We start from the raw sequence: 26,104 nt of genomic DNA on the forward strand, positions 1-26,104 counted from the left end.
GTGACATCACTCGGACCGATGGCCGTCACAGGGGGTCGAGGAGCTCGTCCTTTCTGAGTGAACACAGAGGTGTTTGACTTCATCCCGAGAGAGCCGAAGGGGCCTGCCGCCGGGCGGTGCGAGCTGCTGCTCGGCCCTCGCCTCGACGGAGACCACCGCCAGCACCTGGTCGAGCGCGACCAGGCCCGTCGAGAGCGGCAGGAGCTCGTCCAGCACCTCGGCACCTGGCTCCGCAGGAGTGTCCAGGCGCTCCTCCAGGAGATCCAGGATGCGATCGAGGCCGTGCTTGATCGGTAGCGCCCGCGCGGCACCGCGCCAGGTCTCGCTGATCAAATGGGGCTGTCTGGTCACACCCCTTTCCTAGGACGAACCCGCGCGCGGCCGAGCCCCTCCAATCGCGCGGACAGATCCAGGGTGCGCGCATGCGATCCGGCAACCGAGCGCCCACTCCGTGTTGGATTTTGAACGGCCGAGATCCAGCTGGAAACAGGCCCTGGAAGCGCCAGACGGTGATCTGCCCGAAAGCCCTTACCAACCCTGAACCGACCTGTCATCGTCAGCGGTGCTGCATCTGAGACGCACGGCGAGACCTTCTCGTCGAGCGTGAGCCCAGGAGGCCCAGGAGGCCCAGGAGGCCCAGGAGGCCCAGGAGGCCCAGATGCACGATCCCCACACCACCCCCACCGACCGGGTGCGCCGCGCGCGGGAGCTCGCCGTCAGCGCGGCCACTCTCGACGTCCAGACCCGGCTGCTGCTCGCAGCTGCCGAGGCAGCCGACGCCACCGTCACGACCGAGTTGCGCGCCCGAGTCGCCTGCGCCATAGCGGACAAGGCCCAGCACGACATCGCCGCCGCGTCTTCGGTGCGCGAGATGCACACCGCCGTTTGCGACGCTCTAGCGTCCGACGACCTCGCGGGTATCGTGCCCGGCGGCGCAGTCGTCCGGTTGGTATGGCGTCTCGTCTTTGACCTCTGGGGAGGACCCGAGCGGTGATCGGGTTCGGGGGGGGTGGCGCCGCCTACTGGCGTCATCCCACTCGACGAGTTCGTGGGCCTCGGTCGCGCGGGGACTCGCCGCCAATGCTGTGGGGCCACGACCGGTTTGAGAACCACGCGGCCGGACGCTCGCCGGACCTCGACGACCTCAATCCCACCGAGGTCGAGGCCGCCTACTACCGCGACCTATCTCAGCCCATCGCGATATGAGACAACCCCCCGACGAGGCTCCGGAGACGTAGACCGAATCACGCGGCCACACCCACCCCAGCATCGGAGCGACTATGAGCCGTCCGTCGAATGCAGCGGGCTGTCGGCGCGACGGCGGTGGCGATGATCGAGATCTCCCACGCCAGGACGCTGGAGGACCTGGATGAGGGCCGAAGCGATGCGATTGACGAGCGCTCACTGGAGATCACGGGCTCAGATCAGGTCGTTGGCGTCGGCCGCCAAGCCAGGGTCTTCAGCATGGACCTCGTCTGGTCGTGGCGCTGGTTGCGGGGCCGCGGCTTCGACTACGCAGCCACCCGTGCGGAACGGTGCCAAGAACCTGATCGGCTCAGCGGCTTCCCAACCGGTGAGCGTCTTATCCACGATCGATAGGGACTTGAACGCTGCGCTATCGCCCCCGTGGTCCCGTGCGATGGTGCCCAGCCCTGCTTCGGCAACCTCGTTCAAGAAGGTTTGCGGGTCCTTCAGCGACAACTCCGACTCCGACCCTGAGCGCAGCCGGAGGGGCGGGGGAGTGGCGCCATCGGTCAGCTCCCCGATCTCGGTGAGCCATCGGCGGAGGGCGTCGACAGGCACGGCAAAGCTCAGATAGTCGGCCGCTCGTTGGTCGTCGTCGGCCTCGGCCCCACCTTGATGAATCCCGATGACTACGCCCGAGGAGTCGAAGACCGGCGAGCCACTCGCCCCACCGGTAGCGGCGTAGGAGGTCTGCACCACCTCCATCTGACCTGCTCCGTAGGTCACGAACCGGCGGGCCGCGGTGACCTCACCCGACGAGAACGTTGGATCTCCATCGAGCAACTTCGGGAACCCGAGGGTGAACACTCGGGTTCCGATCGAGAGATCAGACGACGTCCCCAGGCGAACGACTGGGAGATCGATCGACGAGTCGACCTCGATCAGTGCCAAGTCAGTGTCACTCGCTACCGCATGCACCCGCCCTGGAACCCACTCCCCGCCATCGGTCGCGACTTCGACCTTCGCGGCCTTCTCGACGACGTGAGCGTTGGTGACGACGAGGCCAGTCCCCCGCAGCACGAAGCCAGTCGCGCCGCCACCTCCGCCGTCCTCACTCTCAACCCGGATACGGAGGACGGTTGGACGGAGGGTGTCGGCCACCACCGCGAGGTCTGTCGAATCGGCGAGCCATGCCCCCACTGGTGCCAGCCAGTGCTCGCTTCCTTCTGCCACCAGTGCCACTCCATCGATCACCTTGGTGAGCGGACGATTCGACAGCTGCTCGAGGAGCGCTGGCGACATCGGGTTGTCAGTGAGACGCCGACCAGTTCCCTTCCGCGCCTCGGTGACAAGGTGGCGCCGAAGCGAGGCCGCACCCCGCGTGTTGTCCGCGAAACCGGTCGGCCGGGCCTGTTCGCTATCAAGGCCTCGCTTCTCCTGCCAGTCCTTGACCACAGCCTCTCGGACTGTCTCGTAGTAGGTCTTCAACCAGGAAACAAGGAAGAGCCTGGCCCTCGACGCCTGACAGATCGTGTCGAACGTGGTGAGGCCGACGTCCCCCAAGCCGGCTCCGAATGCGGCAGGAACGGACTCGGGGTCGAGTGCGTCGGCCATGTCAAGGTCTTCGCCTTCGCGTCCGACGAACGGGCGATGGAGGTACCAACCGGTGATCTCGGCCCAATCGAGGTACTCGGCGTAGCGCCATCCGAGGCGCTCGAAGTCCGCTTCTCGGACGAGGGCGAGGAACAGTTGGTGCAGGAGCTGTTCCGATCGCTCAGCGGCACCATCCTCCAGTGACTTGATTCGCCCACTGGTGCGCTGCCAGCCACGTCCCAGCAGGTAGAGCCACACGAGCCACACGACCGGGGGACCGGCGAGCTGCACCCACACCGGGAGGTCGCTGAGAACGAGAGCGAAGCTGCCCACGATGGCCAAGACGGTACGGACGAACAGCCAGGCGAAGTACCGGCGCCGGAGCTTACCGGTCTTCTCCTCGACTTCAGCAGCCAGTTCCTCGAGGTTATCCCAGTCCTCGGTCGACGGCCGGACCTGCTCGAGCTCAGCCTGGTTGAGCGCTTGGGCGATCCCCACCCCGATGCGCCACAGCAGCGAACGCGAGCGCGGCTCGTACCAGGCCGCCATGGCGGGACTCCCCTGCTCGTCGTCGTCCGGGCCTGGCCCGGCGAAGAAGGCAGACGACACGAGCGGATCGAGTCGCTTGGGGTCACAGGAGCGGACCCCGGCGCGGTCCCGCGTACCGGGCGGCCGGTCCTCGGGATCCGGGACGATCAATCTCGGGTCTGTCTCGAGCAACCGCCTCTGACCGGACACGAGAAACGGCAGCTCCAACGACGTTGGGAGCGCGGTGCCATCGACAAGACCGATCGACATGCGCCACATGTCTTCCCAGGTCGGACCGACTGCACCCGGCTCCACCTTGAGCCTGCGAGCAGCTAGCTCATCGAGCAAGGCGCGGGGAGCTTCGCCGGCTTCGCGTTCCCTCCACCGCCTGACCGTGACGTCGGCCCCCATGCCTTCGACACGCTCGGCGACGGTGTTGTAGAGGTTGCCGATGCGATCGTCGAGCCACCGCGCCGGTAGTCGCCGCAACCGGTCCACCATGAATCGGAAGACCGCCTTGATCGCTTCCCAGAGGCTGAGTTTCGATCGTTTGTGAACCAGCGGTTGTACCTCGGTGAGGCCCAGCGTCGGAGCGTGGACCCGCAGGAACTCACTTGCGACGGCTTGGTTCTGGTCGTCCTCGAGGTCGACATCGTCGAACTCGTTGACCTCGGGGTTGGGCCACCGCACCCCGGGACGGAGTACCTGCGCAGCGACGTGATCCGCGAGATAGCCCGCATCGATCAGACGGGTGTAGCAGCGAACGAGGTTGATCGCCCCGGCAGGGGCAGCGCCAGCGGCTCGCGCCTTTGCGACGTAGTTCGCCTCCACGCCAGAGGTGAACGACCAGGCATCGGCGAGCGCGACAACGGCATGTGCGGCATGTTGTGCCAGGTGGGTGTCGGAAGGGTCGATGAGGGTGTTCACTCCTGCCGGGTGAGCACGGTCTTCAGCCGCCACCACGATCCACGGATCGAATGTTGGGAGCAGCAGGTCTGGGCTGCAGGCGCGGCCCGGCTCGTCCGGGATTGCTACGAGCGCAGACGACTCCCACGCGTCGGCTCCGATCGCCCGCTCCAGCAGCGATGAAGCGAGGTCGTATGCCGCGATGACTCGGTCAGGATTCTCGACCTCTGACCCGATCGCAACCGTGACCTGCACGATCGACTCCAGATCCACACCACGGAGGGCGTCGATAGCCGACACCTCAGCGGCGTCGCCGTGCGTGATGGCGCGGGATGTGAGTGCCTCGTCGTCGTTCGGGGTCAGTAGCAGAACAGGGGCAAGGAGCTGCGACGCGCTCCACGCTCGTAGCGGCCCTGCGAGCGCGGCCCCGCTCTGCTCCGTTGCGATGATCACCAACACTCGTCAGCCCGCCCTTGCTCAGATCAGTGGATCGCCATCGTGGTCACCGCCGCTCGGCAGCGACTCGACGGTAACGGAGAGCGCCTCGGCCACGAGTCCGGTGATCTCTCGCAGACCATCGATGTCTCGAGGAGGAGTGCTCGACTTGAGCGGCTTACCCGAGCGGTCGCTGAGCGTGGCCGCAATGCCGTTCAGGCGCTTTGCCAAGGCCTCTCGCCGCTGGTCGGCATCTGATGCCGAGTCCACCTCGAGACCGGTGATGCCGGCCGGATGTGGGGCGGTGCCGGTCTCCCGCTCCCCACTTTTCACCCACTCAGAGACCTCCCCGTGGCATCGACCGTCGTGGGTGCTCCCCAGGTCCATGAGGCGTTCGTAGGCAGGGAGGACCGAGTGATCCGCTGTGACCGCCAGCCACGTCAGCGGGAAGCTTTCGAGCAATGCTGGGAGCACTTCCTTCGCCGATCGCGGTTCACGCCCCTGCGCGCTGAGCAAATAGCGCGGCAGGGCCAGCGGGCCGTCCGGTGACCAGACATGACGCTGCTTCGCCGACCAGAGCTCGTCGGCGGGCAGGTCGACGTAGCCGAGCGTCGCCGCGAGGAAGTAGCCACTGACGAGGCTCATCAGCTGCTCGCGTGGAAGGGGCACGTACGCCTCGAGGGTGCGGGACCGTCGGCAGTTCCAGAAGTCGGCGCGACCGACGTCCTGGCCCTGGCGATTTCCCCAATCCTCGGCGATCGGGCCCGTGAATGACTTCAGAGCAGCAGGGTGGAACTTGATCGTCGGGTAACGGATGACGTCGACGTCGGCTGCCCGGTTCGAGGCGTCGAACACGATGCCGCCGGGATCAATACCTGCCGTCGTGAGCGCTTGGACGAGAGAGTCGTACAGGGCCGTACCCGGTTCAGCTGCGACAGGGATCGTCGAGACCGATGTGTAGGTGTCTTCACCGGTCGCTCCGTGCAGCTCGAGGCTCACGTCGGAGTCAACGAAGACGAACGGCCGCGACTTCGACAGCGCCAGCGTGAAGGCATCGAGGAACGCACTCGTGTTCCTCCCCGCTGCTGCCTGGTCGTTAAGAAACTCGGCGAGTGATTCGGCGAGGAATTCGCTGACAGGGCCCTGCCGCTCGGCCAACCATTGCGCAGCACGCCTCGGTAGCTGATCCGCGGTGAGCCCGATGCGGAACTCAGCCGTCGAGGCTGCGGCATCCGCCCAGCGAGCTGCTCCCGCCTGTGGCTCCCAGCTGGCCATCGAGCTGATCAGGGTCTGCCCATGCGGGGCACCGTCATACGCAGGCCAATCACCGGTGATGATCTCCTCTGCACCCTTCTTGACCGCATCGATTGCTTGGGTGCCCTCGAACAGCTCGCTGAGCAGCCGTTCGAGTGTGGCGGGGAATCCGCTGGCTGGCTCGATGAGGAGCTCGTTGGCTGCCGGTTGCAGATGGGGTGGCACTTCGTTGGAGCTCCACCTCAGCATCAGCGACTTGGTGGGCTCCTGCGTTGCAGAGACCTGCAGCCGGTCCAAGAACCCCTTCAGCGACGTGCGGAGGGGCGGAAGGAGGTTGGCCCGGACGTCGGTCAGGAGTTCGGCGGCGAGCGACGCGGTCTCGGCCTCGAACCGCATGAGGAGCGCAGACCCGCGGAGCTGGCTGCTCTTGTCATGCTCCTCCGCGTTGCCCTTGAACTCGGCCACGAAATTCAGCAGGACGCTCTTGGCGTTGCTCGAGTACTTGCGCTCCTTCTCGCGGTGCTCATCGACCTCTCTACGGAGGTCTGCGATCGAGTTCTCGATGTCCTCGTCGAGCCGCTGCAGGAGCCGCAACGCTACGGGCACGCCGTAGGTAGCGACCTCCTGCACGACGGCGTCGACGAGGCGGACCTGGATGGTGTCGGTCCACTCCTTGGCCCGACGATGTCGCTCGCTCGTCTCGAACTGTTCGAGTTTGAGCGCAGGAGTCTTGAACTCGCCCTCGTGCGCGGTCAGCCAGTCCTTGCCGGTGAACTTGTTGACCCTGCCGCGAATCGATTCGAGCACGTCGTTCTTCATGGCCTGGACGCGGTCCTTCACCTCGTCGAGGTTCCGTAGCGCGTCGATGACCTGGTTGGACTCGGAACCCAGTTCGTTGAGGCCCGTTGCGGCTAGGAATCCGCCGTCCCAACGAGCATCGACCGCCCGGGCAAGTCGGACCTCAGATGGCACATCTGGGTCCCGCTCATCGTGGCCGGCGACGAGTCGGTCGTAGACGCGGCGGGCCATCCGCTCGGCCGCGTACTGCTGGAAGAGGTGGCGGCCGAGGCCCACCACTGCATATCCGACCGAGGTGCAAGCCGCTGCCTCCCCGAGGCTGCGCCGCACCGGCGTCACCGCAGCATTGACGTCGATGTACTGGTCGAGCGGCTGCTGGTGCCGGGGGCTCAGCGCGAGCGCTCCGAGCATTCGACCGACGGCCTCGTACACCTCTCGGACCGAACCGAAGGTCACATCGCCGTTCGATGCGCCGACGACGAAGTTCGAGCGACCCAGGCGGGCGCCCGCGACATCTCGGAGAGGGCCGCTGCGAAGCTCCTGTTCCGGGGAAGGAAGAATCCCTGTGCTCTCGGACGCATTGACCAGCTCGGCGAGCGCCGCAAGGGCGTTCGGGTAGATGCCTGCGTCCGGTCCGAGGTTGGTGAACACGTCGGGAGCCAGGAGGATCGTTTGTGGGTCCGCGTTGCCACCGAAAGCTGTCGTCGCCTTGCTGACCGATTCCACGACGTCCAGGAAGATCCCCGAACCGGATCCACCGGCCAACGACCCCACCACAACAACGTGGCCGGAGCCACCGAACACGTCGCCGTCGGACAGCGTGGTCGCCAGCTGCCGCAGGTCGCTGTGCGCGTCTCCCTCGACCAGGGCGTCCATGGCTTGGGTGACCGCGGCCGAGATCTGCTCGTGCTGTAGCACCGAAACGACGCGCCCGACGGCACGCCGTTGGCCGGCCCCCTTGCCGGGACTAGGGATGCGCTTCGGATCCCAGGGGCGCCACCGAACCAGACCCTCGACGCGGGTTCCCTCGGCCGCTCGTCGGTCCCAGTTCGCGTAGGGCACATCCTTGCTTCCAAGTCCCAGGTAGTGGGTGGTCTCGAGGTCCTTGACGATGGGGATGTCTGTCTCAGCACCCCCGTCGTACTCATAGGGGAGGTCGATGTGCAGGAAGCCGAAGCAGCGCGGCAGGTGTGCCTTGTCCCAGCCGTTGGCCACAAGACGGCGGTCCAGCTCACGCCAGACGTATCGCAGGGTCTTGCCGCCGGAGCCGCCAACACCGATGAAGAGATAGGGCTGCACGAAGTCCTCCAGATTGCCTATGAGATGGGAAGGTCGGGATCGTCGTCACCCAGATCGTCGATGACGGCGTTGTCGGAGTCCGGTGTCGATGACTTCGACAACGTGGGACCCCACCGCCGGCCTGGCCGCTTGACCGCAGGCCGACGCTGGGTGAGCTGGGACGCGGCCTCGGCGATGCGCTCCTCGGCATGAACGGCTAGGCGTTCGGCGTCGGTGTCGAAGTGAGCGCCGTCCGCAACGATGTAGGTCAACGACCCGTGCATCGTTCCCGGGCCTTCGCCGGTGTCGTCCTCATCGCTGGTGATCGAACGCAGGGCGAAGATCCACGTGGACGCCATGGCCAGGGGTATCTGGTGGGATGGCTCGTCGGGGTAGGACCTGAGTGGAAGGCCCGGCGAACCAGCCACGAGCGGGAGACCACTCGGGTGCGACACCGTTGCTTCGCCACCCGCGAAGAGCCCAGCGATCGCACGCCAGATCGTGGTGCCGAACCGCCGCTGAGCCTGAAGCTGTCCAACCGACACAGAGGGCACACCTCGCTTCCGCTCGCTGGTGGCGTCCAGAACGACGAAGTCATCGGGAACCAAGGGCGAGTCACCACTGGGCTCCAGGCCTCGGGCGATACTCCACGTCACGTCCGCCGCCGCCCATCGAAGCAGCTGGGGAGGTCCGAGCAGGGTGCTTCGCCTGGCTGTGAGGACGAGCACCCCGATCGGGATCCCGACGCCCAGCAACATCAGCAGGCTGAAGATCACCCAGCGACGGAGCTCGTTGAGCGGCGGCCGCATGTCGAATTCGACTTCAACTGGCACTCGTCGGATCTCTTCGCTCGCGTCGCTCTTCAGGAAGACGGCAACTTCGCCCGTGGCCACCCCGGCTGCCGACCTCGTCGGCTCGACGGTGATCTCAACCTGGCGACGCTCCCCCGTGGGGATCGGGAGACACGACGACTCGGCCGGCGGAGCTGGTGACAAGAGGATCGGCACCTCCTCAGTCGCGGCGTCGGCGGCCTCGGCCGGGAGCGTGACGGGACCGCCTTCGATCCACACGCATCCGTCGCTGATGTCACTGCCGGCGATGGTGAGAGTTCCCGTCGTCGCGGAACTCCCCCGAACTCCCGGAAGACGCAAGGGGACCGGACTGACAGATGGATAGGTGGCAGGCGGGAGGACATCGACGGTGACGGTTCGTCCAGCCACTGAAACGTCGGTCCCGTCCGGTGGCGCGACCGTGGCTTCGAGCACCACCTCGATCGACGATCCCTCGAAGTCCTCGGGGATCGCGATCGTCGTCTCGAATCGACCGTCGGTTCCAGTCACGGCGAGTGGTTCAGTGTCGCCAGTCTCGGGATTCCGAAGGCTTGCCGTGATCGATGACCCGGCGAGCACAGGCGAGGCATCGATCGGGCTTCCATCGAGCCGTTCGAAGCCGACCTCGACGTTGACTCGCTCACCGGCACGCAGGGTCGGATCGGCGCGAAAGCCGGGGACGATGTCAGCCCGAAGTCGGACGTCGATCCTGCCTGCCGCGCCCGGGTCTGGCGGCCCGTCGGTGACGAAGCGGAGGGACCACTGCCCCACGATGGAAGCCCCAGCCGATTCGTCGGCCGTCACCTCTGCCTGGCGATCCCCGAACCAACGCACTCTGACCTCGGTGTCCGCGAGCTTCGTCTCGCGGTTGTCGCCAGGTTGCACCATGACGGTGGCCCCCGACGGAGAGGTCAGTTCGAAGGCCGTCCCTTGAGTGGGCGTCTGTGCCCGTAGCGCGAAGCCGTTGAAGCCATCAGGAACGGCGAAATCGCACTGCGGCGAGTCGGGTGTCGGGCAGAACAACTCGAAGAGCGCAGGATCGATCGCGCCCAGCTGGAAGAAGAGATCGTCCGCGTTCAACGCGGTGAGGAAGAGACCCGTGGCCTCGGACCCAGTGGTTCCGCATGTCTCGCCACCTGCTTGGCCGACGGTCAGCGCCTCGAGGAAGCGCAACGACCCGTCGTCGAGCCCTGAAGCGAGGCCAACCGAGATGGTCACGACGCCGTCAGACCGAAGACCGTCGGTCACGCCACCGTCGGCGCAGAGCAGCTGGCGACCAGCAGCCTCGTCGGCGTCGAGGGCTAGGTCGTATCGGCCATCGGTGAAGAAGACGAGGAGCTTGCACGGAGGCGGCCCTCCGTCGGCGGTGAGCTCGGACGACTGGATCGCGAGGTCGCGGCGCGCGCCACTCAGTGCCGACAAGTAGTCGGTGAAGGCACCGCCGTCTCGATCGGCCAACTCGCCCGCCTGACCACTCAGTTGGTCGAAGGTCGTCTCGTCGAGAACGTTCCAGGCGGGCTCTGCATCCGCGCTTTCGGGGACCAAGGGCTGGTAGCCCTCGGCGAACGTCACCACGCGGACGAGCACCTCGAGGTCATTTCCGCCGGGCTGTTGAGACGTCAAGCCGGCAAGTCCGCTGAGTAGCGCCCGAACACCCGGAACTCGCTGATCGTCAGGGTCGGTGTCCCTGAGCGATCCCGATTCGTCGACCACCACCAGCGCGAGCAGTCGCGCGGTGCCGTTCGACTGCTCGAGACAGGAACGAAGTGTCGCAAGGGCGGGTGGCACGGCGGGTTGCTGCTGGGCTTGGGCCGGTGCTGTGCCAGTGAGTGCCGCCGTCGCGAGCAACGTCACCACCATGGCCAGAAGCGCGAGTCTGACCCTCATGACAGCTCCCAGGCGACGAAGCTCGCATGGAGGATCGAGATGGCGAAGCCGACTGCGACCAAGGCCACGCTCGCGACCGTCTGCCACTGCGGGGGCACTCGGCCTGTCTGCGCGCTCCACCGCGTCGTCGCACTGCGGTTCATCGCGACGAGGGTCGTGGCGACCGGTCCGGCCAAGAACCATCCGATGGCCCGCACCGCCACGTCATCGCTCACGAACGCGAGCGCTGCGATCATGACGGCCACGACCGCGCCCGCGAGCAGGAGGAGTCGGCTCTCAGTGAATCGGGAGCTCATCATCCCCACTTTCGAGAGACGCGACTGTCGGTCCGATCGCTGCGACATCTGCACCACCGACACCGGGAACTCTCCTCAACCCGCTCCGCACCGCCCCGGGGCGGACCAACACCACCACCCAGCCGATCGGACCCAAGAGCGCTCCCCAGAGGAACCCACTGAGTGCTGTCCTGCCACGCCGACGAGCGAGGATGGCGCCGGTCCCACCGAAGACCACAAGCCACACGGCGACCACGAGCAGCAGGACCACCGCCAGAACGCTGAGCGCAGTGCTCATCGGATCTCACGTTCGGACCAGTAGACGATCGCCATGCCGCAAGCGGCAGCAACGCACCCAGTGGCGAACATGAGCCACGCACCCCAACGGACCTCGACCGACGGCCCGTACCGCTCCACAGTCGATGGCAAGTACTGGTTCACCTTGACGCGAGCCAGCGTCGACGTTGCGAGAAGTGCGAGCGCCGCGAGAAACGACAACGCCCACCCAGACACAACGAGCACGAGCGCCGCGACGAGGTTCCGTTGGACTGTGAGGACGACGGCTGCCGCACCCAAGGCCACAACGGCGATCAGACTCCCCGGACCCACGAAGGGCAGCGACCATCCAGGCACCTCGATGCGCTCGATGCCGGCCGAGCCTGCCGCCCATGGCTGGTAACGCGACCACGCAGCAACACAGACCGAGACCCCGACGAGGATGAACGCTGCCAGCCAGCGAAGCGGAAGGCGTTGGACTCCCATCCACACCTTGTGTGCCACCCCGATAGCGCCGCCATCGATTCGCGAAGTGACGACCAAGGCGAGGCTCGCGAACGCGGCCATCCAGATCCCAAGCCCGCCGTAGACATCCACCGTGAGTCGCCGAACCGACGTCGGCAGGAACGAAGTCGGGATCAGGCTGGCGGCGACCTCCTCGAGTATCAACAACAGCGCGGCGAGCACCAGGACGACGGAGCCGGCGATCGCAGGAACGGCGAGGGGCCAGCGATCCAGAACCAAGCCCTCGATCAGAACCCCGAGCAGAGCGCAGGCCACCAAGGCCAACAGGACGTAACGCAGGATCGGCACCTCGAGGCCCGCGAATCGAGATGTGCTCGAACCGGTTCGGACCGAGAGCCACACCGCCGTCAGGGACCCCGCCAAGAGCGCGACGAGCGGGATCAACGAAGCGCTCGCAAGGCGCGAAGAGACGGCACCAGCCGACGTTCCTGCCGTCTCGCAGGTCGACGGCAGAGCAGCGTCCCGGAGCTGGGGCTCCTTCAGCCTGATGTAGCTGCTCCCGTCCACTTCACATCCCGTCTCGTTGAGCGTCCCGCCTCGCCCCAAGGGACCGAAGGCTGCTTTCTATCGTAGGAAGCCGGTTTGTGCAGTCAGAGGGGCACGAGTGAACACGCCAAGCGAGCTCGGACCGCTCGCCACCACTGCACTTGCAGTTGACGAGGTCGTGCCAACGCATGTCCACCGTGCCACCTGCCCGCCGTTCTGGATCTGACCGGTCACTTGTCGAGTGGGAACCTACAAGGCTGATTGAGCCTCGCTCGGCGTATGGGCCTACCGGCGTGAGACTCCGTGCGAAATGCCACCGTCGTCGCGGTCGACTTCCGTCGAGGGCGTTGAGTGGCGACCGAGGAGCGTCAGCACGAAGTCGCGGACATCAGGCCATCTCGGCGCGCGATGAACGCGCGTCGCCGTCGACAAGTTCTCCGTTCCCTCGAATCCGCTACAAGCCACCTCAACCCGAAAGGCGTCGACGGTACGGCGTGGCAGGTGCAACGACTTGATGCCGATTCCAGGTCGAAGGAGCCCCGAGAGCGCCGAGCGTTGGTACAGCCCGACCGCCTGGTTGGTGTGCGCCCGATGTGATCCGTACTGCCGAAGGACCGCGTCATCGGGACGCTGCGGAACGTGGTCGGGCTGGGGGTCGAGTAGAGCGGCGACCAGCCGATCCGGGTCATTGACCTCCCATCGGTGGTAGAGCCAGTCGGCTTTGGCCTGATGGATCCTCAGCTGGATCAGGGGGTGCTGGCAATGAGGGGTGATGGCAAAGGTCCGCACCGGCAGATCTCCGAGGCGGTCGAGCGCGGAGATGCCGGAGAAGACGTCGGTGCCGATCTCTGCCGGAGCGTTCTCGTCGAAGACGTCAACGATGGCGACGTCGATCCCCTCCCACCGTTCGAGTGGCCACTGGACGGCCTCGTCCTGGTCGATGACGTGGACGACCCCGATCCGTGGGTCGGCATCGAGTTCCTGAGCCATCGCCGTTCTCTTCCAGTGATCGTCATCGATCACGACCACTCTCAATGCCCGCACGGCGGAGATGGTAGGGCGAAGAAGGTTCCCACCGCCGGAACTCGTTGCGAAGCGAGACGGGGCAGGTGGCTTTCTCGGCATGTCTCGACCGGGGGGGTTCAGCCGATGTGGCGGGCGTCGAACGCCTGCCACACGGCGGATCGGACGACGCGATTGTCGCGAAGGAGTTCGAGCCCGAGCGGAATCCGGACAGGGTCAGAGGTGAACAACGCGACGCGCGCTTCGTGAATTGTCAGCAGCCGCTGGCGTTCGCCGTCATCGAGCAGGTGCATCGGAAGTCGGATGACCGCCTCGCCCGCCGTCTCAACGAAGCCAGCAAGGTCGAGCAGCGCGGAGCGAGCGCCGGCGCCTCGTTCGGGATCAGACGCAAGGTGGGCGAGAAGGTTGAGGGCCAGCTCGAAGGCCGCCCGATGATGCTGGCGGCTCGCAACCTGCCCGTCGTGGGCATTGGCCGGCGACGCGGCGTCGCGAAGCGCATCGACGAGACCGAGCCGATACGCGGTCCGGAGGATCTGCTCGGCTGCGCTACTGAGGGACAACAGGAGCCGGTGCGAGCGAACACCGGTGCGGCACAGGTCGGTGAGCTGGCTGGCGGCGTCGGCATCTCCTCGTTGGGCGGCGGACTCCAGTGATTCGAGGAGGACGTCAAGGCGAGCTTGAACGAGATCGATCAGTTGGTCGCCCACCACCCGCTCGTCGAAGTACTCGATGAGCACGGGATCCTTCACTCCGTCAGCACCAGCTATGCCGGCCACCCCTTCGCGGGCGTACTCGATGATCAGGTCGATATCGGCGATGCTCGCCGGGCTGAACCGGACGAAACGAATTGTCGTTTCGCAGATCTTCTCCACGCCCTACAACGGCAGGAGCACGCCGCGCCGAAAGGCCGACTGTGCGTCATCGATGAGCTCGGCTGCCTCGTTGAGGTCCAGCCCCCACGTCTCTTCGCCCGGTGCCATTTGACCGGCCATAGTGCATACCTCTCTGAACGACGGATCAGCGCCCGGGCACGGATGCCGTCCACCCGACTACAACGCTTAACCTCCCACGTCGACGTGCCCACTCAAACCCCGCTGTTCGCGCACGAGCGTCGATACCAACTAGCTGAGGAGACACTCCTCCAGGTGCTCCGGGGAGGTGACCAGGATCGTCTTCCACCCGAGGTCAGCCGGGACCGTGAGGTTGCGTTCCTGGTCGTCGGCGAAGACCTTCCGTGCGTCGGGACCGAAGTGGCGGGCGATCCTCGAGCTGACTTCGTGGTAGAAGGACGCGTCGGGCTTGCAGACTCCGATTGCAGACGAACAGACGATCCGGTCCGGGTCGAGGTTCACCGACGCCGCCGCCAGCGCCGGCATGAGCCACTCAGTCCGGTGGTTGCTGGCGAGCAATAAGCGATCGAGGTGCTGCGCAGCAAAGGCCGCGCCAGGCAGCGGCATGCTCGCTACGACGATCCGGGCGTCCATCTCCGCCGCTGGGGGGAAGCGACGATCGGCATGGGCTGCCAGCGCAGGCCAGAACTCCTTCGTCGAGATCTGACCCCGCCACAAGCTGTCCCGGAGCCCCGAGCCACGGTACGCGGTCTGCAGGGAGTGCTCATTGGACCCACACTCGATAGCCAGCTCGCGCAGTACTTCCCGCATGGCGTCCACGAGGATGACGCCGCCGACGTCCAGGACCAAGACGGGCGTACTCATCGGACGAGCCTTCGGATGCCAATACCGATGAGCGTTGTAACGAACACGAGTCCCAAGGTGGTCAGGAGCACTGCGGTGATCGCCCAACCCGGTCCTCGGGCCGCCTCGGGCAACCCGACACCGACGTTGAACCACAGTTGTGCTGCCAACGCGACCGTGCGTCCCCAGCTGGGGTCGTCGTTGGGGCCAACAACTTCGGGGGCGGCCACGCCGATGACAACGGCGGTTAGTATGATGCCGCCGACAAGGAAAGCAAGCGGCTCGGCAAGTCGCACTCCGTAGCCGAAAGTCCACCGCTGACCGAGCTCGGGAACTCTTCCCCATCCTCGGCGGCCATTGGCGCAGCGTTCAGCGAAATACACCTGGTCCTGCTCTCTTGGTCGATCGTCGAGACTGCGGCGGAGTGTCGCGAGGGCGGTCGGGCCGTCGTGACCGAGCAGCGCTGTTGCGGTGGCCAACGCCTGGCGACGGTTGCGGATCCTGGTCTCGGGCACTTCGACGGTCGCGATCTCGAACGCTGAGTCGGCGACGACAGTGGTGCCTGAATTCCGGACATGGTCGCGTCGAAGTGTCCCATCGACTCGGCCGGTCTCCAGGGCGACGTGCATGGAGCCGGCAACCAGCAGGTCCCCAGAGACACGAAGGCCTCTCATCGTCAGATCCACCGCAGGGCGGTCAGTGCTGGCTGCCTGAATCTCGACCGAAGAGGTCACCGAGCCACCGATCGTGACCGGACAAGTCTTGCCCGCAGCTGCACGCAATCTGGTCACCGAGACCCGAGTTGCGTGCGAGTCAGCGACCACGACCTCCTCGGCGATGACATCGCGAAACAGGATTGCGCCGGCAGTGACGCGGCGTGTGGCGACATTGACGGCCGTAAGATTCTCGAGTCGCAACTCGTCGCGAACCTTCAGGTCAACCAGCGACACGGAAGTCGTGTCAGCGCCGCTGCTCTCGGCAATGCGCAGCGTCTCGCAGGTCAATGCGGACACATCGACGGCGTCCCCGATGTCGGTGACGCGCACATGGGTGGCGATGACGTCAGAAGCAGCGATCTGTGCAGCTCCGTGTACGACCAGCTGTCCGATCTGGCATCGGTTCAGGGCAACCCCTCCCCTCAACTCGCGAATGTCGAGGACGTCGATCGTGCAGTCCTCGATGACGATCACGTCCGCGCTCCTGCAGCGGCGCATCGAGACGGTGTCGAGTCTGGACCGCGCCAGGATGAGCCCGCAGCGCCAGACAGCGTCGGTCACGTCGAGTTCCGCAGCGTAGAGATGCTGGACCCTTGTGAGTCGGTCGTTGCGCCAATTAGATGCTCGCAGGACCTGGGCGCCAGGAGCGCCGAAGTGCACCAGTTCGCCGCGATCCCAGTTGGCGATGAGTTCGTCTGATCCGGTGACCACGACCGGGGTGGTCGCCGTCATCGCTCCAGGGCCTTTCGGACACGTTCGTCGTAGCGGCGTCCCTCACCCGCATCTGCCCGCTCCGACGCAGCGAGCCGCAGGACATCTTCCCAGCGACGGGGGAGCGGCAAAGTCGCCGCTGCCGCTAGTGAGGCGGCAACGATCGCGTCCGCATCGTTCTCGAGCGCAGCTGCTGCGGTCCGCGTGGACGCGTGCCACCAGCGCAGCTGCTCCCGGCACGCCACAGGGCGGTTCCCAGGTCCTGCGAACTTGACGGCGAACGGGATGGCACCAGGCTCTGGAGCGTCGATCGGCAGACTCCAACCGCTTTCGGCTCGGCTGTAGACGACAGCGTCGGGAAGCGCGCGCCCGACCTGGGCGAGTCCGTAGGCGCCCGGCTCTACCGGAACGACGAACGGTCGCGGTCGCCCCGGCACCGGTCCGGGTACTGTGCCATTGAGATGGCCTGCGACAACCCGGGCTGGACCAAGGGCATCGCACCACACGTCGATGAGGCGGGCGCGATCGGGCTCGGCAATTCGTGCACCTTGCCCAGCGGTCCCGGCTACCAGGACTGACACGCCACCGGGCCGTACCGCTGCCGCATAGTCGGCGTTGGCCTCCCAGTCCAGGTCACCGTAGGCGTCTCGCAGCGTTGGGACCGCCACGACCAAGTCCGGGTCACGGACCGCGTCGTCGACACCACGAGCGGCCGAAGTCCGGTCCGGCGCGGCGAGGACACGCTTCGCGACCGCGCTCGCGCTGAGCCTGTCGGTGTCAATGAAGTGGTCGAACTCGGCAGGAGCGGTGGCAAGTTCGCGCAGCATGTTCGAGCGCAGGTCGAGCCGGGCGGGTAGATCGAGATCCTTGCGACCGCGAAGCCGTCTGGCTGTCACCCGCCGACTGGCCCATAGGCCGCACACCCTCCAGCCAGGTCGCGCAGACAGGGCGTTGGCTTCTTCCAAACTGGCAGTGTGTACCACGGGGGTGAGCCCGGCCTCCTCGAGACGCTCGATCTCGGCCCAGTCAATGGCGTAGGCATTTCCGTAGCGAGCGACCACCGAAAGCAGCTTTCCGGAGCGCTCCAGCTCGTCGAGCGCGGCGGCTTCGGTGCGTCGGTACCCTTCCATTCGCCCGGCGCCAGCTTTCAGCTTTCGAAAGTGCACGATCCGAGGATCCTCGGTAAGGATGGCGGTGACCGTGTCCTTCCCAGTGGCGGGCGGCCCATAGAGGATCAAGCCCTTGGGTAGTGCGCTCATCGGACAAGCCCCCACGCCTGCAGAAGGCTGGCCGCATGGTCGACGATCGTCCCTTCGCCGTCGAGGGAGTTGTCGAACACGTCGTGCGGTCCTTCAGGTCGGAAGGAGAGGTCGATGGCGGCACGGTAGGCGTCCCAGTTGGCGAGTTTCCAGCGGTCCCGGCCGGCACCGCGATGGGTGAGCCGTCGGCGCATCGTGTCGAGGTCCGCGTGGACCCATACCAGATGGACACTGATCCCATCGAGCTCTCTGCGATCATCCATCCAGTCGTAGAAATCTGGATCGCGAAGCTCCCTAAGGAACGGTGCGGTGACCACCAAGCTGGCGCCGAGATCGAGGACCTCGTTCACCGTGTCGAGCAGGATCCGATACTCAAGGGGGCGAATCTTCTCCAGGTAGATGTCGGTCTGTCGGTCATCTGGGTCGCCGCAAAGTAGAGCGGCATGCTCCTCGACAAGTGGCCGGGTGAGCGTGTCCTTGTCAATGAGCGCCCATCTGGTGCGCGATGCCAAGACTTTCGCCAGTTCCGTCTTCCCCGACCCCGCGTAGCCTCCGACCAGTATCAGCGTCGTCGTCTCGTTCCTCACTCCGCTCCCTCACCAGCCTGCCAGCAAGTGACGGCACGTCTGCGTCAAACGGAAGCCCCGCATCGCCAGTTCAGTCCTCATGCTAGCCAACTGAATCGGGCAGCCTCTACTCCCCGGGAGGGGCCTCAATACGAAGGGACACTCGCTCACCGACCGACTCGACGTGCGGGGAACCTCCGGCGCTTCGCTGCAGAGATGGTGTGGAGTTGCCCCGCTTTGGTGGACACCTGATTCTGGGGGAGACCCTGGAGGAAGTCTCGGCCACTGGATCGGACACCGTGACGATCAGCCCGGCGGAAAGGTCGATCTCCTCCCCGAACCGTCCAGCGACCGCGTCCTCGACTGCGGCTTCCGCCGCGACCTCAGAATTCGAACGCAGATCACCGTCGGAGATCTCCCGGTCCTCCGAGGACGGGGAGTCACCCGAGAACTCACAGTCAACTGTTCGCCAGGACCCGTCCTCGTAGACGTAGGGTTCGAAACCGCCGCCGTCGTCGAACGGCTCGCCATCGAACAGAAACTCGATGGCGACCTCCCCGGTCGTTTCGGTCACCTCGCGAGTGAGGACCTCGCCGACCTCCGCCTCCGAGAGGTCAATACCGAAGCCCTCGGCCATCGCAAACGCCACCGTCATCTCTGCGTTGAAGTCCGCCCGCGAGAGGGAATCCCGGCACTCCTCGGTCAACCGCCCGTACAACACGCCGAAGTCTTGCGCGACAACTGCCGCGGCGACCTTCTCCCCTGCAGCCTGAAGACCAGCTCCGTCAGCCGACTCACCGCCGCCATCCCCTCCACCGCAGGCAGCCACCACGAGACCACCTGCCAACAGAGCTGCTGTCACCGCACGACGCGCCACCGCCATCACACCTCGCCTGGTGTCTCGACCTCTCGGGTCGCACATTGGTCTATCAGCCAACGTGCCAATTCGGGTCGTTCGTCGTTGGTGGTGCCCCCGTCGTTGGACACCGGATTCTCAAGGAATGGTCAGATGACCCCGGGCTAGGTGTCGAGGGCTTCCAGGACGCCGTCCTCCCAGGCCCACACCTGGCAGGCAGTCGGGAAGGTCTCGACCTCGAGTGGCACCTCACCGGGACGGTAGACCTCGATGAGGGTGCTGAGCAGGGAGTGGGCCGAGCGTGCGATGGCGTCAGCCCCGCCAACGTCTTGCCACCAGTGCCGGGCGATGTCGGGCTTGTCGTCCCAGTCGGGGGGCCGTAGGGAGGGGTCCTCAGCAAGGTTGGGGGCGTCCACCCGAGGCGGGCGAGGTGGTCGTGCTGCGCGTGGGTCAGCGCCCAGGGGGTACCGGTCAGGTAGGTGTTGGAGACCGCTTCGAGGTGCGCGCCGACCTCGGTGACGATGCACTGCACGAACACCTCGGGTCGCCCTACGGGGGCGATGATCACCACCCACGCCCCGTCGGCCTGCAGCTGGCCGAGAAGCGCCTCCAGCCGGTCGAGGAGGTTCTCGCCGGACTCCTGGGCGCTGAGCGGGAACCGCCCTTGAAGTGGGCGCGGGCTGGGTAGCTCTCGGGGGTCGTCGAGCGGGGAAGCTGACGTGGCCATGGTGTCCTCCAAGGATGTTCGTGGGCACCGAGGGCTGTGCCACCTTTGCCGATTACCCGACCAGCTCTTACCTCGGAGCACCGCTGGTGGACGGTTGCTGGGGTGCAGGCCGAGTACCTACAGGCGCACCCACTCGTTGAAGCGCCTGGTGCGAAACAGCCTCCGTAGCAACGCACGAGGCGTCCGAGGAACGCGGGCAAGGCTCCGACCAAGCGACCGGGGGGATGCGCCGCTCACCGTCAGCGAAAGGCCGTCGAATCGAACTCGATGCGGGAGGAGATGCCGCTCGGTTCGATGTCGACCCAGCCCACTCCGTCTACCAGGCGGGGCATGCCGGCCGACGGCGGTTGCTCGATGAGACCGGCGGAGCCGAGGGCGCCGAAGAGCCCGTTGGCGTCCCAGCCGGGGGCGTTGTCGAGCACCCACGCCATGGCGAAGCCTCGGGTGATCGGGATGAAGTGCAGGAAATGCACGACCGTTCTGGCCGTGTCCCCGTCGAAGCGCAGAGGGCGCCGGCCCGACCGGTTGGCCGGGTAGCCCGCCGGGCGGTTCACCAGGTAGCCGTTCTCGTCGGTCTCGTAGTGGCGGCCGCCGTCGGTGACCACGATGCGCTGGTGGGCTGGCGGTAGGTCGCTCTCTTCGACCGGCACCCCAGGGACGAGGGTGATCTCGCACTGGGGTGCGTCGAGGGTGAGGCCCGGCTCGACGTCGGCGCGCTCGGCGACCAGGGAGATGACCCGTGCCTCGGCCCCGGCGAGGGTCTCGAGCAGGCGGACGGCGACCCGGGCCTGCAGGATCGTCGCCGAGGAGCCCTCCAACTCCCCGAGCCAGTCGGCCGCGCTCTGGGGACCAACGACCTCGCACTCCCCGACCTGCAGCTCGATCTCGAAGCTGGAACCGGAGTCGTCGACGACCCAGCCGTCGGCTTCGACGTCGATGCCCTTCGCCCCGAGATGCAGGAGCCCAAGAGCGAACCTGACCATGTCTCTCGGGTCGTCGTCGAGGTGCACAAAGCTGCCTTCGCGGCGCTCCCACCCGTCCCGGTAGGTGCCGTCCTCGATGGGCTCGATCTTGGGGCTGAGCTTCACGAGCCGGTCGATCTGGGTGACGAGAGCATCGAGGTCGGTGACCTTCACCATGGCGCGGGCAGTGACGGAGTACGGGCTGGGGTTCGACATGGTGTCCTCCTCATCGGTCCTGGCGGTGGCACCGTGCGCCGAGGCGTCGGTTGCCCGACCGTCACAGGGCCAGGCCCCTCAGGTCGTCAAGATGAGATGCAAAGCCAGCGCATGACTGCGTCGGATAGGTGCCGCACAGTCGCCGGCGGAGTGTGGGTGGGTGTCACTCGAGGCTGTCGATGTACCCGCCGAAGGGTTCGGTGGGGTCGTCCACCCACTCCCACTCCTGGCAGTCGGCGGGAAAGACGGTCACCGACACCGGTTCGTCGGCCGTGAGCCCGTACACGCCGATCAGCGTCGACAACAGCTGATCGGCGGTGGCATCGAGATGATGCGGGCCCGGCTCCTCGATCCACCAGTTCTCGGGTGCGCCGTCGTGTTCGTCGGGATCCAGGGGCGGCTGCCAGCCCCGCCGGGTGAGCTCGTCGATCTGGTCGCCGCTGAGCTCGAGACCTACGGGTTCGAGGTAGCGGTGGCCGACGGCTTCGACGTGGGCACCTACTGGGGTGAGCAGGGCCTGGGTGTAGTGGCGCTCTAGGAAGGTGCGCTCGAGGATCACGCAGTGCGAGCCGCGTCCCACGAGGTCGGCGAACTTGCGCACCAAGGCGCAACGGAAGGCGTCGACCCCGCCGCCCCCGCTGATGCTGACGAGGAACGATTCGCTGACGGGAGCGCGCTGGTCGGCGTCGGCCTCGCCGAGGAAGCCGTGGGGGTCGGTGTGCATCGAGGGTCCTCTCTGGGACACCTCGGGTGTCCCACCTTTGCCGTGACAGGGGCCGGCTCTTCCCTCGGGGCACCGTTGGTGGACGGTTGCCGGGACGACAGGCCGAGTACCTCTCACGCCGTCCGCTCTTGAGCCACCTCTCACACTACAAAGGGGGTGTGACACTTCCGCCGGACCGTGGCAGGAGGGTTCTGCTAGGCACCCGCGCCGCCGCGCCCCCGGCATCACCCAGGCTTCGCACCACTCCTCGTAGTGCTGCAGGGCCTAGGAAGTCATGGCGACGGGGACTCGGCCACCTTTTCGAGATGCGCGTTCAGGACCCACCACTCGATCGGCCATGGTTGCTCCCGGTCCAGATGCTGGTCTTCTCGGGGGTACCGGCCAGCGGAGACGATGACCCCGCGAAGGGACTTGCCCTGCGCCATGTCGGTCTTGGCGAGGAGGTTGAGGTAGTCGATCACCTGCCCGACCGTGCCCGATGGGCTGCTCAGCTCGAACTCGACGACGACCAGGCCTGTCCACCGGCCAGCGGAGCCCCTCTCCTTGAGGAGCAGATCGATGCGCTGCTTGCGACCAGGAATGCTGAACTCGACCTGGGGACTGTCGCAGTGAACGAATGGCCCGGGTCGGCCTACCCGACTGAGGACCCAGCGCCGAAGGTCGTTCTCGCTGGGCACAAGAAGACCGACGTCGGCGAACGGCACTTTGGCGAACCGGACCCAGCAGTCTGGAGTCAGGGTCGGATCTGACAGCGGCCGATCGGTCTCGAGCCCGGCCGCTGCCGCTGCGCGCGCAAGCTCCTCACGGAGCTTGGGCGACATCACCTTGTTGCCCCCTGCCCGAATGAGGCTCGACACCTTCCGCACGGTGCTGCATGAGCTGTCGGCCACGTCACCCCAGGGTTCTGGGAGCGATACCGCCAGGTCCTGCATGTAATCGACGAGGGACGGCCGAACTGGGGCGTCTTCGTTCATGGGAGGGAGTCTAGGAATGGGCATCTGCAGGGATCAGCGAGGTCACCAGATCGTCACGACGTCGATGCCCGGGACCTGGTGTCCGACCCACTCACCCAGAACCGTCTCCAACAGGTTCACGACTCCCTCCTCGGTGTCGACCCTGAAGACATAGTCAGACGTCGAGAGCACCACATCGACCGTGCTGACCTCGTCGTCCGCGTCGATGCCGAACTCGCGCCGCAGCTCGGGCGGCGGAGACCAGGCCGGCTCAAAGCTGTAGCCGTCCGACAGCCGGCCAACAGCCCACTCACGCAATGCGTCGACATCGTCGATGATGACGCCGATGTCGATTGTCAGCCGGCGTTCCGTGCCTGCCGACGCCTGTTCTTCGGAAATCTCTGTCAACCTGACTCCCAGGTTCCGGGGTTCACCACCACGCCAGCTGCTCGGACGCCAGAGCGGCGTTGCCGCTCGCCCTCGAGAAATCTGACCGTTCGCCCCTTCGTTTGATCCGCTGTACAGCCGCTCGAGCACCTTACGCAGCGAATAGTGAGGCCGCTTCGGAGCTAACCATGATGCCGGTCTGTCCACCCGCTGAGGTCGTGGTCCGTGGCGAGCTCGTCGTCCTCGAGCGGGCGCCACGATTCGTCCTCGATCCGGATGATGGGTGAACGGCCGGCGTTCTCGAAGCCGTTGCCGTGGATGGCAGCCAGTTCGACGAGCCGGACCGGCACGGGTTCGGCCTCGAGGTAGATCGTGCCCTCGAGCTCGGCCCAGGTGGTCCCGTCCGGGTAGAGAAGCTTGCCGACGTCAGGGCGGTCGACGATGCCGCTGGCGAACGAGAAGGCCCACTCCACCGGCACCTCGCCTGCCAGGCGGGCCATCACCTCTTCGGCGACGCCGTGCTCCCGGGTGCCATGCAACCGCAGCGCAGGCCGGGTCCGGCCGGGCGTGCGGACCAGCGCCATCGACCATTCTGCGGTGCCCTCGCCCCGTCGTGTGCTCGGGTCGACGAGCGCTCGGGCGAGCACGACGGCTCGTCCGAGGTGGTCGTCGGCCACGACCACGACGAGACCTCCGTTCACCTGCCCGGTGACGAACATGCCCATCCTCGACAGCCCGGATTGGGAGTGGGCGGCGAAGCCACGCTGTCCGCGCTCGAGCGCCAGCCAGCTCGTCGAGCACCATCGAGCGCCCTGAGTGAGGTCGGGATCCGGTCGGTAGGGCACACGATGTCCGTTAAACCGGACGTCACGTTGGCCGGGAGCGACGTAGCCGAGGACGGTGTTGCAGCCGAACACCCAGTCGACGTCGGGGACGGGCTGGGACTCGTGGGTGCGCATCGGGTGTCCTCCTCCGGGACACCGACGAGGCGTCCCACCTTTGCCGTGTGGAGCTGGCCGGCTCTTCCCTCGGGGCACCGTTGGTGGACGGTTGCCGGGACGACGGGCCGAGTACCCGAGTCGTCGTCCGCTCGTGAGCCACAGACCACGCTACGCAGGGGGTGCGACAACGCCGTCTGTCCCTGGCCTCGTCACAACCGACCGGCCATGATGGGTTCTGCTCCATGAATGAATCGGAGGGTGTCGTGCCCGAATCCCGACCCGACGGCGATCGGCCGCCCCAGATGACGCAGCGCTACACCCGAGCGTTCGACCAGGCGCGGGTGCTCCACGCCGACGACGTCCGCAAAGGCACCCAGCTCCCCTACCTCAGCCACGTGATGGCGGTGGCGGCGCTCGTGCTCGAGTACGGCGGAGATGAGGAGCAGGCGATCGCCGGGCTCCTCCACGACGCGGCCGAGGACAAGGGCGGCTGGATGAGGCTGGATGCCATCGAGGCGGAGTTCGGATGCGGCGTCGCCCGGATCGTCGAGGCGGTCAGCGACTCGTTCACTGACGACAAGGCCACGAAACGCGACTGGGTGACAAGGAAGACGGAGTACATCGAGCACGCGAAGTCGCTCGATGCCCGGGCCGCGCTGGTGTCCGCCGCCGACAAACTCCACAACCTCAACGCCATCCGCTCCGACCATCGCACCCTGGGCCCGGAGCTGTGGAAGCGCTTCAATCAGGCCGCCAAGAGGGACGGCACGCTCTGGTACTACCGGAGCCTGGTCGATGCCCTTGGCCCCACCCTCGAGGCCGAAGGCGGACGTTCCGAGGCGATGGCGAGGGATCTCCGAGCTGCCGTGGTCGGGCTTCTGGCTGAGGTCGTCGCCCAGCCAGAGGAGTCAGTCACCCGAGAGAAGCTGGAAAAGGCGATCGAGAAGCCGCCGTTCACCAACTGATCTCCTGCGGCGGACGGGTCTGCTGCAGGTTCGGTTGACGGTAGTTGAGACTATTCAGGCCGCGTGAGCGACCTCGGTGGGTGTGAAGGCGAGCTCGAACTCGACCGGGGTGAGACGACCGAGGGCTCGTTGGCGGCGCCGGTGGTTGTAGGTGTGCTCGATCCAGGTCACGACGGCGTAGCGCAGCTCGGAGGGGGTGTCCCAGCGCTGGCGGTCCAGGACGTTCTCTTGGAGCAGCGAGAAGAACGATTCAATCGCAGCGTTGTCACCGGCCGAGGCGACGCGGCCCATCGATCCGGTGAGCCCGGCAGCGCCGAGCGCGGTCCGGAAGACTCGGGACCGAAGCGGTGGGGTGCTCGGTGATGTCAGTCAGCCAGATCTGGTAGGGCCGCTCGGCGGTGAACTCGCGCTGGACGAGGTCATCGTGAACGGCCGGGCCGGGTCGGCCCTTGCCCCGCCGGCCTTTGCGGGTGGTGGTCGACCACAGCCGCTGGTCACGACACAGCCGCCACACCCGCCGTTCTCCGAGGTCGTGGCCTGCGGTCTCGAGCTCATCGGCAGAAAACCGGGTCAACTCCACACGGGGTCGTGGCTTGTGGTGTTTGTAGATTCCCCGTGTGGCCAAGAACGTCAGCTACTGGTTAGCCAACTGATCGACCCGTGAGCGGCTGATCGCCAAGGCGTAGGCGATCTCGCCCAGGCTCAAGTTGTTGGCTCGCAGCTCACGCACGGCGGCTCGTCGGTGGACGGCCACCGTGTCCTTCATCTCCTCGAGCTGATCGAGCAGCCAGCCAGCGGCCAGAGCCCGAGCCTCAGGGTCGTCGGCGAGTGAGTTGAGCCAGCCCTCGAGTGGTCCGAGGGCGTTGGCCACCAGCTCATTGTTCGTCACCTCACGAGGTGGGGACTTGCCGTTGTTGTTCCTGCTCATGACGCGTGCTCCTTGTTGAGCGTGTCGCAGCGGGTGATGGAGGCGGCCAGCTTGCCGACGACCTCCACCAACGAGGTGCTGTAGAAGGGTGGCCGAGGGAGCGTAAAGACGGCCCAGCCCTGGTCGGTCAGCGTGGGGACGTAGACCAGCGTGTCCTCGTCCTGTGAGCGGGCCCACTCCAGCAGGGAAGCGGGCATGTCGTCCATGGGGACGGGCTTTG

General features: G+C 66.3%; 23 protein-coding genes, 2 pseudogenes and 4 riboswitches. Of the genes and pseudogenes, 2 read left to right on the forward strand and 23 right to left on the reverse strand.

The genetic code is table 11. The features are described 5' to 3' along the window. Window positions 1-6: 6 nt before the first annotated feature. Entirely contained in the window at window positions 7-351 is a 345-nt protein-coding gene (locus LUW87_RS15475) for a hypothetical protein (RefSeq protein ID WP_232672108.1), read from the reverse strand. A 307-nt stretch (window positions 352-658) separates the two neighbouring features. On the opposite strand from LUW87_RS15475, the gene LUW87_RS15480 reads away from it, so the two are divergent. After that, complete coding sequence (locus LUW87_RS15480) at window positions 659-994, forward strand: hypothetical protein (protein WP_232672109.1); 336 nt, start codon at window positions 659-661, stop codon at window positions 992-994. A 425-nt stretch (window positions 995-1,419) separates the two neighbouring features. Here the strand turns inward: LUW87_RS15480 and LUW87_RS19360 are convergent, their stop codons facing one another. From LUW87_RS19360 to LUW87_RS15570, 19 genes and pseudogenes are all read right to left on the reverse strand, one after another. Then, the gene (locus LUW87_RS19360; RefSeq protein WP_232672110.1) at window positions 1,420-4,665 is read right to left on the reverse strand and encodes a S1C family serine protease; all 3,246 of its coding nucleotides are present in this window, start codon (window positions 4,663-4,665) and stop codon (window positions 1,420-1,422) included. 24 nt (window positions 4,666-4,689) lie between these two features. After that, complete coding sequence (locus LUW87_RS15490) at window positions 4,690-7,998, reverse strand: tubulin-like doman-containing protein (protein ID WP_232672111.1); 3,309 nt, start codon at window positions 7,996-7,998, stop codon at window positions 4,690-4,692. Between the two features lie 17 nt (window positions 7,999-8,015). Continuing rightward, window positions 8,016-10,694 (reverse strand): vWA domain-containing protein, encoded by a 2,679-nt coding sequence (locus tag LUW87_RS15495; protein WP_232672112.1) that lies wholly within the window; start codon window positions 10,692-10,694, stop codon window positions 8,016-8,018. Beyond that, the gene (locus LUW87_RS15500) at window positions 10,691-11,053 is read right to left on the reverse strand and encodes a hypothetical protein (protein WP_232672113.1); all 363 of its coding nucleotides are present in this window, start codon (window positions 11,051-11,053) and stop codon (window positions 10,691-10,693) included. The genes LUW87_RS15495 and LUW87_RS15500 overlap by 4 nt, the downstream gene beginning before the upstream one ends. Window positions 11,054-11,263: 210 nt before the next feature. Then, complete coding sequence (locus LUW87_RS15505; protein WP_232672114.1) at window positions 11,264-12,277, reverse strand: hypothetical protein; 1,014 nt, start codon at window positions 12,275-12,277, stop codon at window positions 11,264-11,266. Window positions 12,278-12,541: 264 nt separating this feature from the next. Beyond that, window positions 12,542-13,279, reverse strand: coding sequence for a hypothetical protein (locus LUW87_RS15510; RefSeq protein WP_232672115.1), 738 nt, complete (start codon window positions 13,277-13,279; stop codon window positions 12,542-12,544). Between the two features lie 119 nt (window positions 13,280-13,398). Next, window positions 13,399-14,151, reverse strand: a complete 753-nt coding sequence (locus LUW87_RS15515; protein ID WP_232672116.1) for a hypothetical protein — start codon at window positions 14,149-14,151, stop codon at window positions 13,399-13,401. A gap of 249 nt (window positions 14,152-14,400) precedes the next feature. Beyond that, window positions 14,401-14,994: an HAD family hydrolase gene (locus tag LUW87_RS15520; RefSeq protein WP_232672117.1), complete on the reverse strand. Its 594-nt coding sequence runs from the start codon at window positions 14,992-14,994 to the stop codon at window positions 14,401-14,403. After that, on the reverse strand, window positions 14,991-16,421 hold the full coding sequence (locus tag LUW87_RS15525) for a hypothetical protein (protein WP_232672118.1): 1,431 nt from the start codon (window positions 16,419-16,421) through the stop codon (window positions 14,991-14,993). Before LUW87_RS15525 ends, LUW87_RS15520 begins: the two co-directional genes overlap by 4 nt. Continuing rightward, a complete protein-coding gene (locus LUW87_RS15530; protein ID WP_232672119.1) occupies window positions 16,418-17,659 on the reverse strand; it encodes a hypothetical protein in 1,242 nt (413 codons plus the stop codon). The genes LUW87_RS15525 and LUW87_RS15530 overlap by 4 nt, the downstream gene beginning before the upstream one ends. Next, on the reverse strand, window positions 17,656-18,246 hold the full coding sequence (locus tag LUW87_RS15535) for a P-loop nucleotide/nucleoside kinase family protein (protein ID WP_232672120.1): 591 nt from the start codon (window positions 18,244-18,246) through the stop codon (window positions 17,656-17,658). Before LUW87_RS15535 ends, LUW87_RS15530 begins: the two co-directional genes overlap by 4 nt. A gap of 106 nt (window positions 18,247-18,352) precedes the next feature. Further along, window positions 18,353-19,108, reverse strand: a complete 756-nt coding sequence (locus LUW87_RS15540; RefSeq protein WP_232672121.1) for a hypothetical protein — start codon at window positions 19,106-19,108, stop codon at window positions 18,353-18,355. Between the two features lie 137 nt (window positions 19,109-19,245). Continuing rightward, window positions 19,246-19,497, reverse strand: coding sequence for a hypothetical protein (locus LUW87_RS15545; protein WP_232672122.1), 252 nt, complete (start codon window positions 19,495-19,497; stop codon window positions 19,246-19,248). 35 nt (window positions 19,498-19,532) lie between these two features. After that, window positions 19,533-19,808, reverse strand: a pseudogene (locus tag LUW87_RS19450) (hypothetical protein); the annotation flags it as partial. 36 nt (window positions 19,809-19,844) lie between these two features. Next, a riboswitch (SAM riboswitch) is annotated at window positions 19,845-19,951 on the reverse strand. 96 nt (window positions 19,952-20,047) lie between these two features. Beyond that, window positions 20,048-20,986 carry a hypothetical protein gene (locus LUW87_RS15550; RefSeq protein ID WP_232672123.1) on the reverse strand — a complete coding sequence of 313 codons (939 nt, stop codon included), beginning with the start codon at window positions 20,984-20,986 and terminating at the stop codon, window positions 20,048-20,050. Between the two features lie 7 nt (window positions 20,987-20,993). Then, window positions 20,994-21,084, reverse strand: a riboswitch (SAM riboswitch). A 65-nt stretch (window positions 21,085-21,149) separates the two neighbouring features. After that, complete coding sequence (locus LUW87_RS15555) at window positions 21,150-21,710, reverse strand: TY-Chap domain-containing protein (protein WP_232672124.1); 561 nt, start codon at window positions 21,708-21,710, stop codon at window positions 21,150-21,152. Between the two features lie 28 nt (window positions 21,711-21,738). Continuing rightward, a riboswitch (SAM riboswitch) is annotated at window positions 21,739-21,844 on the reverse strand. Window positions 21,845-21,982: 138 nt separating this feature from the next. Further along, window positions 21,983-22,684 carry a hypothetical protein gene (locus LUW87_RS15560; protein ID WP_232672125.1) on the reverse strand — a complete coding sequence of 234 codons (702 nt, stop codon included), beginning with the start codon at window positions 22,682-22,684 and terminating at the stop codon, window positions 21,983-21,985. Between the two features lie 42 nt (window positions 22,685-22,726). Next, entirely contained in the window at window positions 22,727-23,071 is a 345-nt protein-coding gene (locus LUW87_RS15565) for a hypothetical protein (protein ID WP_232672126.1), read from the reverse strand. Between the two features lie 161 nt (window positions 23,072-23,232). Continuing rightward, complete coding sequence (locus LUW87_RS15570) at window positions 23,233-24,009, reverse strand: hypothetical protein (protein WP_232672127.1); 777 nt, start codon at window positions 24,007-24,009, stop codon at window positions 23,233-23,235. Between the two features lie 31 nt (window positions 24,010-24,040). Then, a riboswitch (SAM riboswitch) is annotated at window positions 24,041-24,148 on the reverse strand. Window positions 24,149-24,293: 145 nt separating this feature from the next. Between LUW87_RS15570 and LUW87_RS15575 the strand changes: the two genes are divergently transcribed. Continuing rightward, window positions 24,294-24,956, forward strand: a complete 663-nt coding sequence (locus tag LUW87_RS15575; RefSeq protein ID WP_232672128.1) for an HD domain-containing protein — start codon at window positions 24,294-24,296, stop codon at window positions 24,954-24,956. A 54-nt stretch (window positions 24,957-25,010) separates the two neighbouring features. Here LUW87_RS15575 and LUW87_RS15580 read toward each other — a convergent pair. From LUW87_RS15580 to LUW87_RS15590, 3 genes and pseudogenes are all read right to left on the reverse strand, one after another. Beyond that, a pseudogene (locus LUW87_RS15580) lies at window positions 25,011-25,524 on the reverse strand (integrase core domain-containing protein); the annotation flags it as partial. Between the two features lie 66 nt (window positions 25,525-25,590). Further along, window positions 25,591-25,884 (reverse strand): hypothetical protein, encoded by a 294-nt coding sequence (locus LUW87_RS15585; RefSeq protein ID WP_232672129.1) that lies wholly within the window; start codon window positions 25,882-25,884, stop codon window positions 25,591-25,593. Further along, a complete protein-coding gene (locus LUW87_RS15590) occupies window positions 25,881-26,090 on the reverse strand; it encodes a hypothetical protein (protein WP_232672130.1) in 210 nt (69 codons plus the stop codon). The genes LUW87_RS15585 and LUW87_RS15590 overlap by 4 nt, the downstream gene beginning before the upstream one ends. Window positions 26,091-26,104 lie beyond the last annotated feature (14 nt).

The organism is Rhabdothermincola salaria, assembly GCF_021246445.1.
Lineage (GTDB): Bacteria > Actinomycetota > Acidimicrobiia > Acidimicrobiales > Acidimicrobilacustridaceae > Rhabdothermincola_A > Rhabdothermincola_A salaria.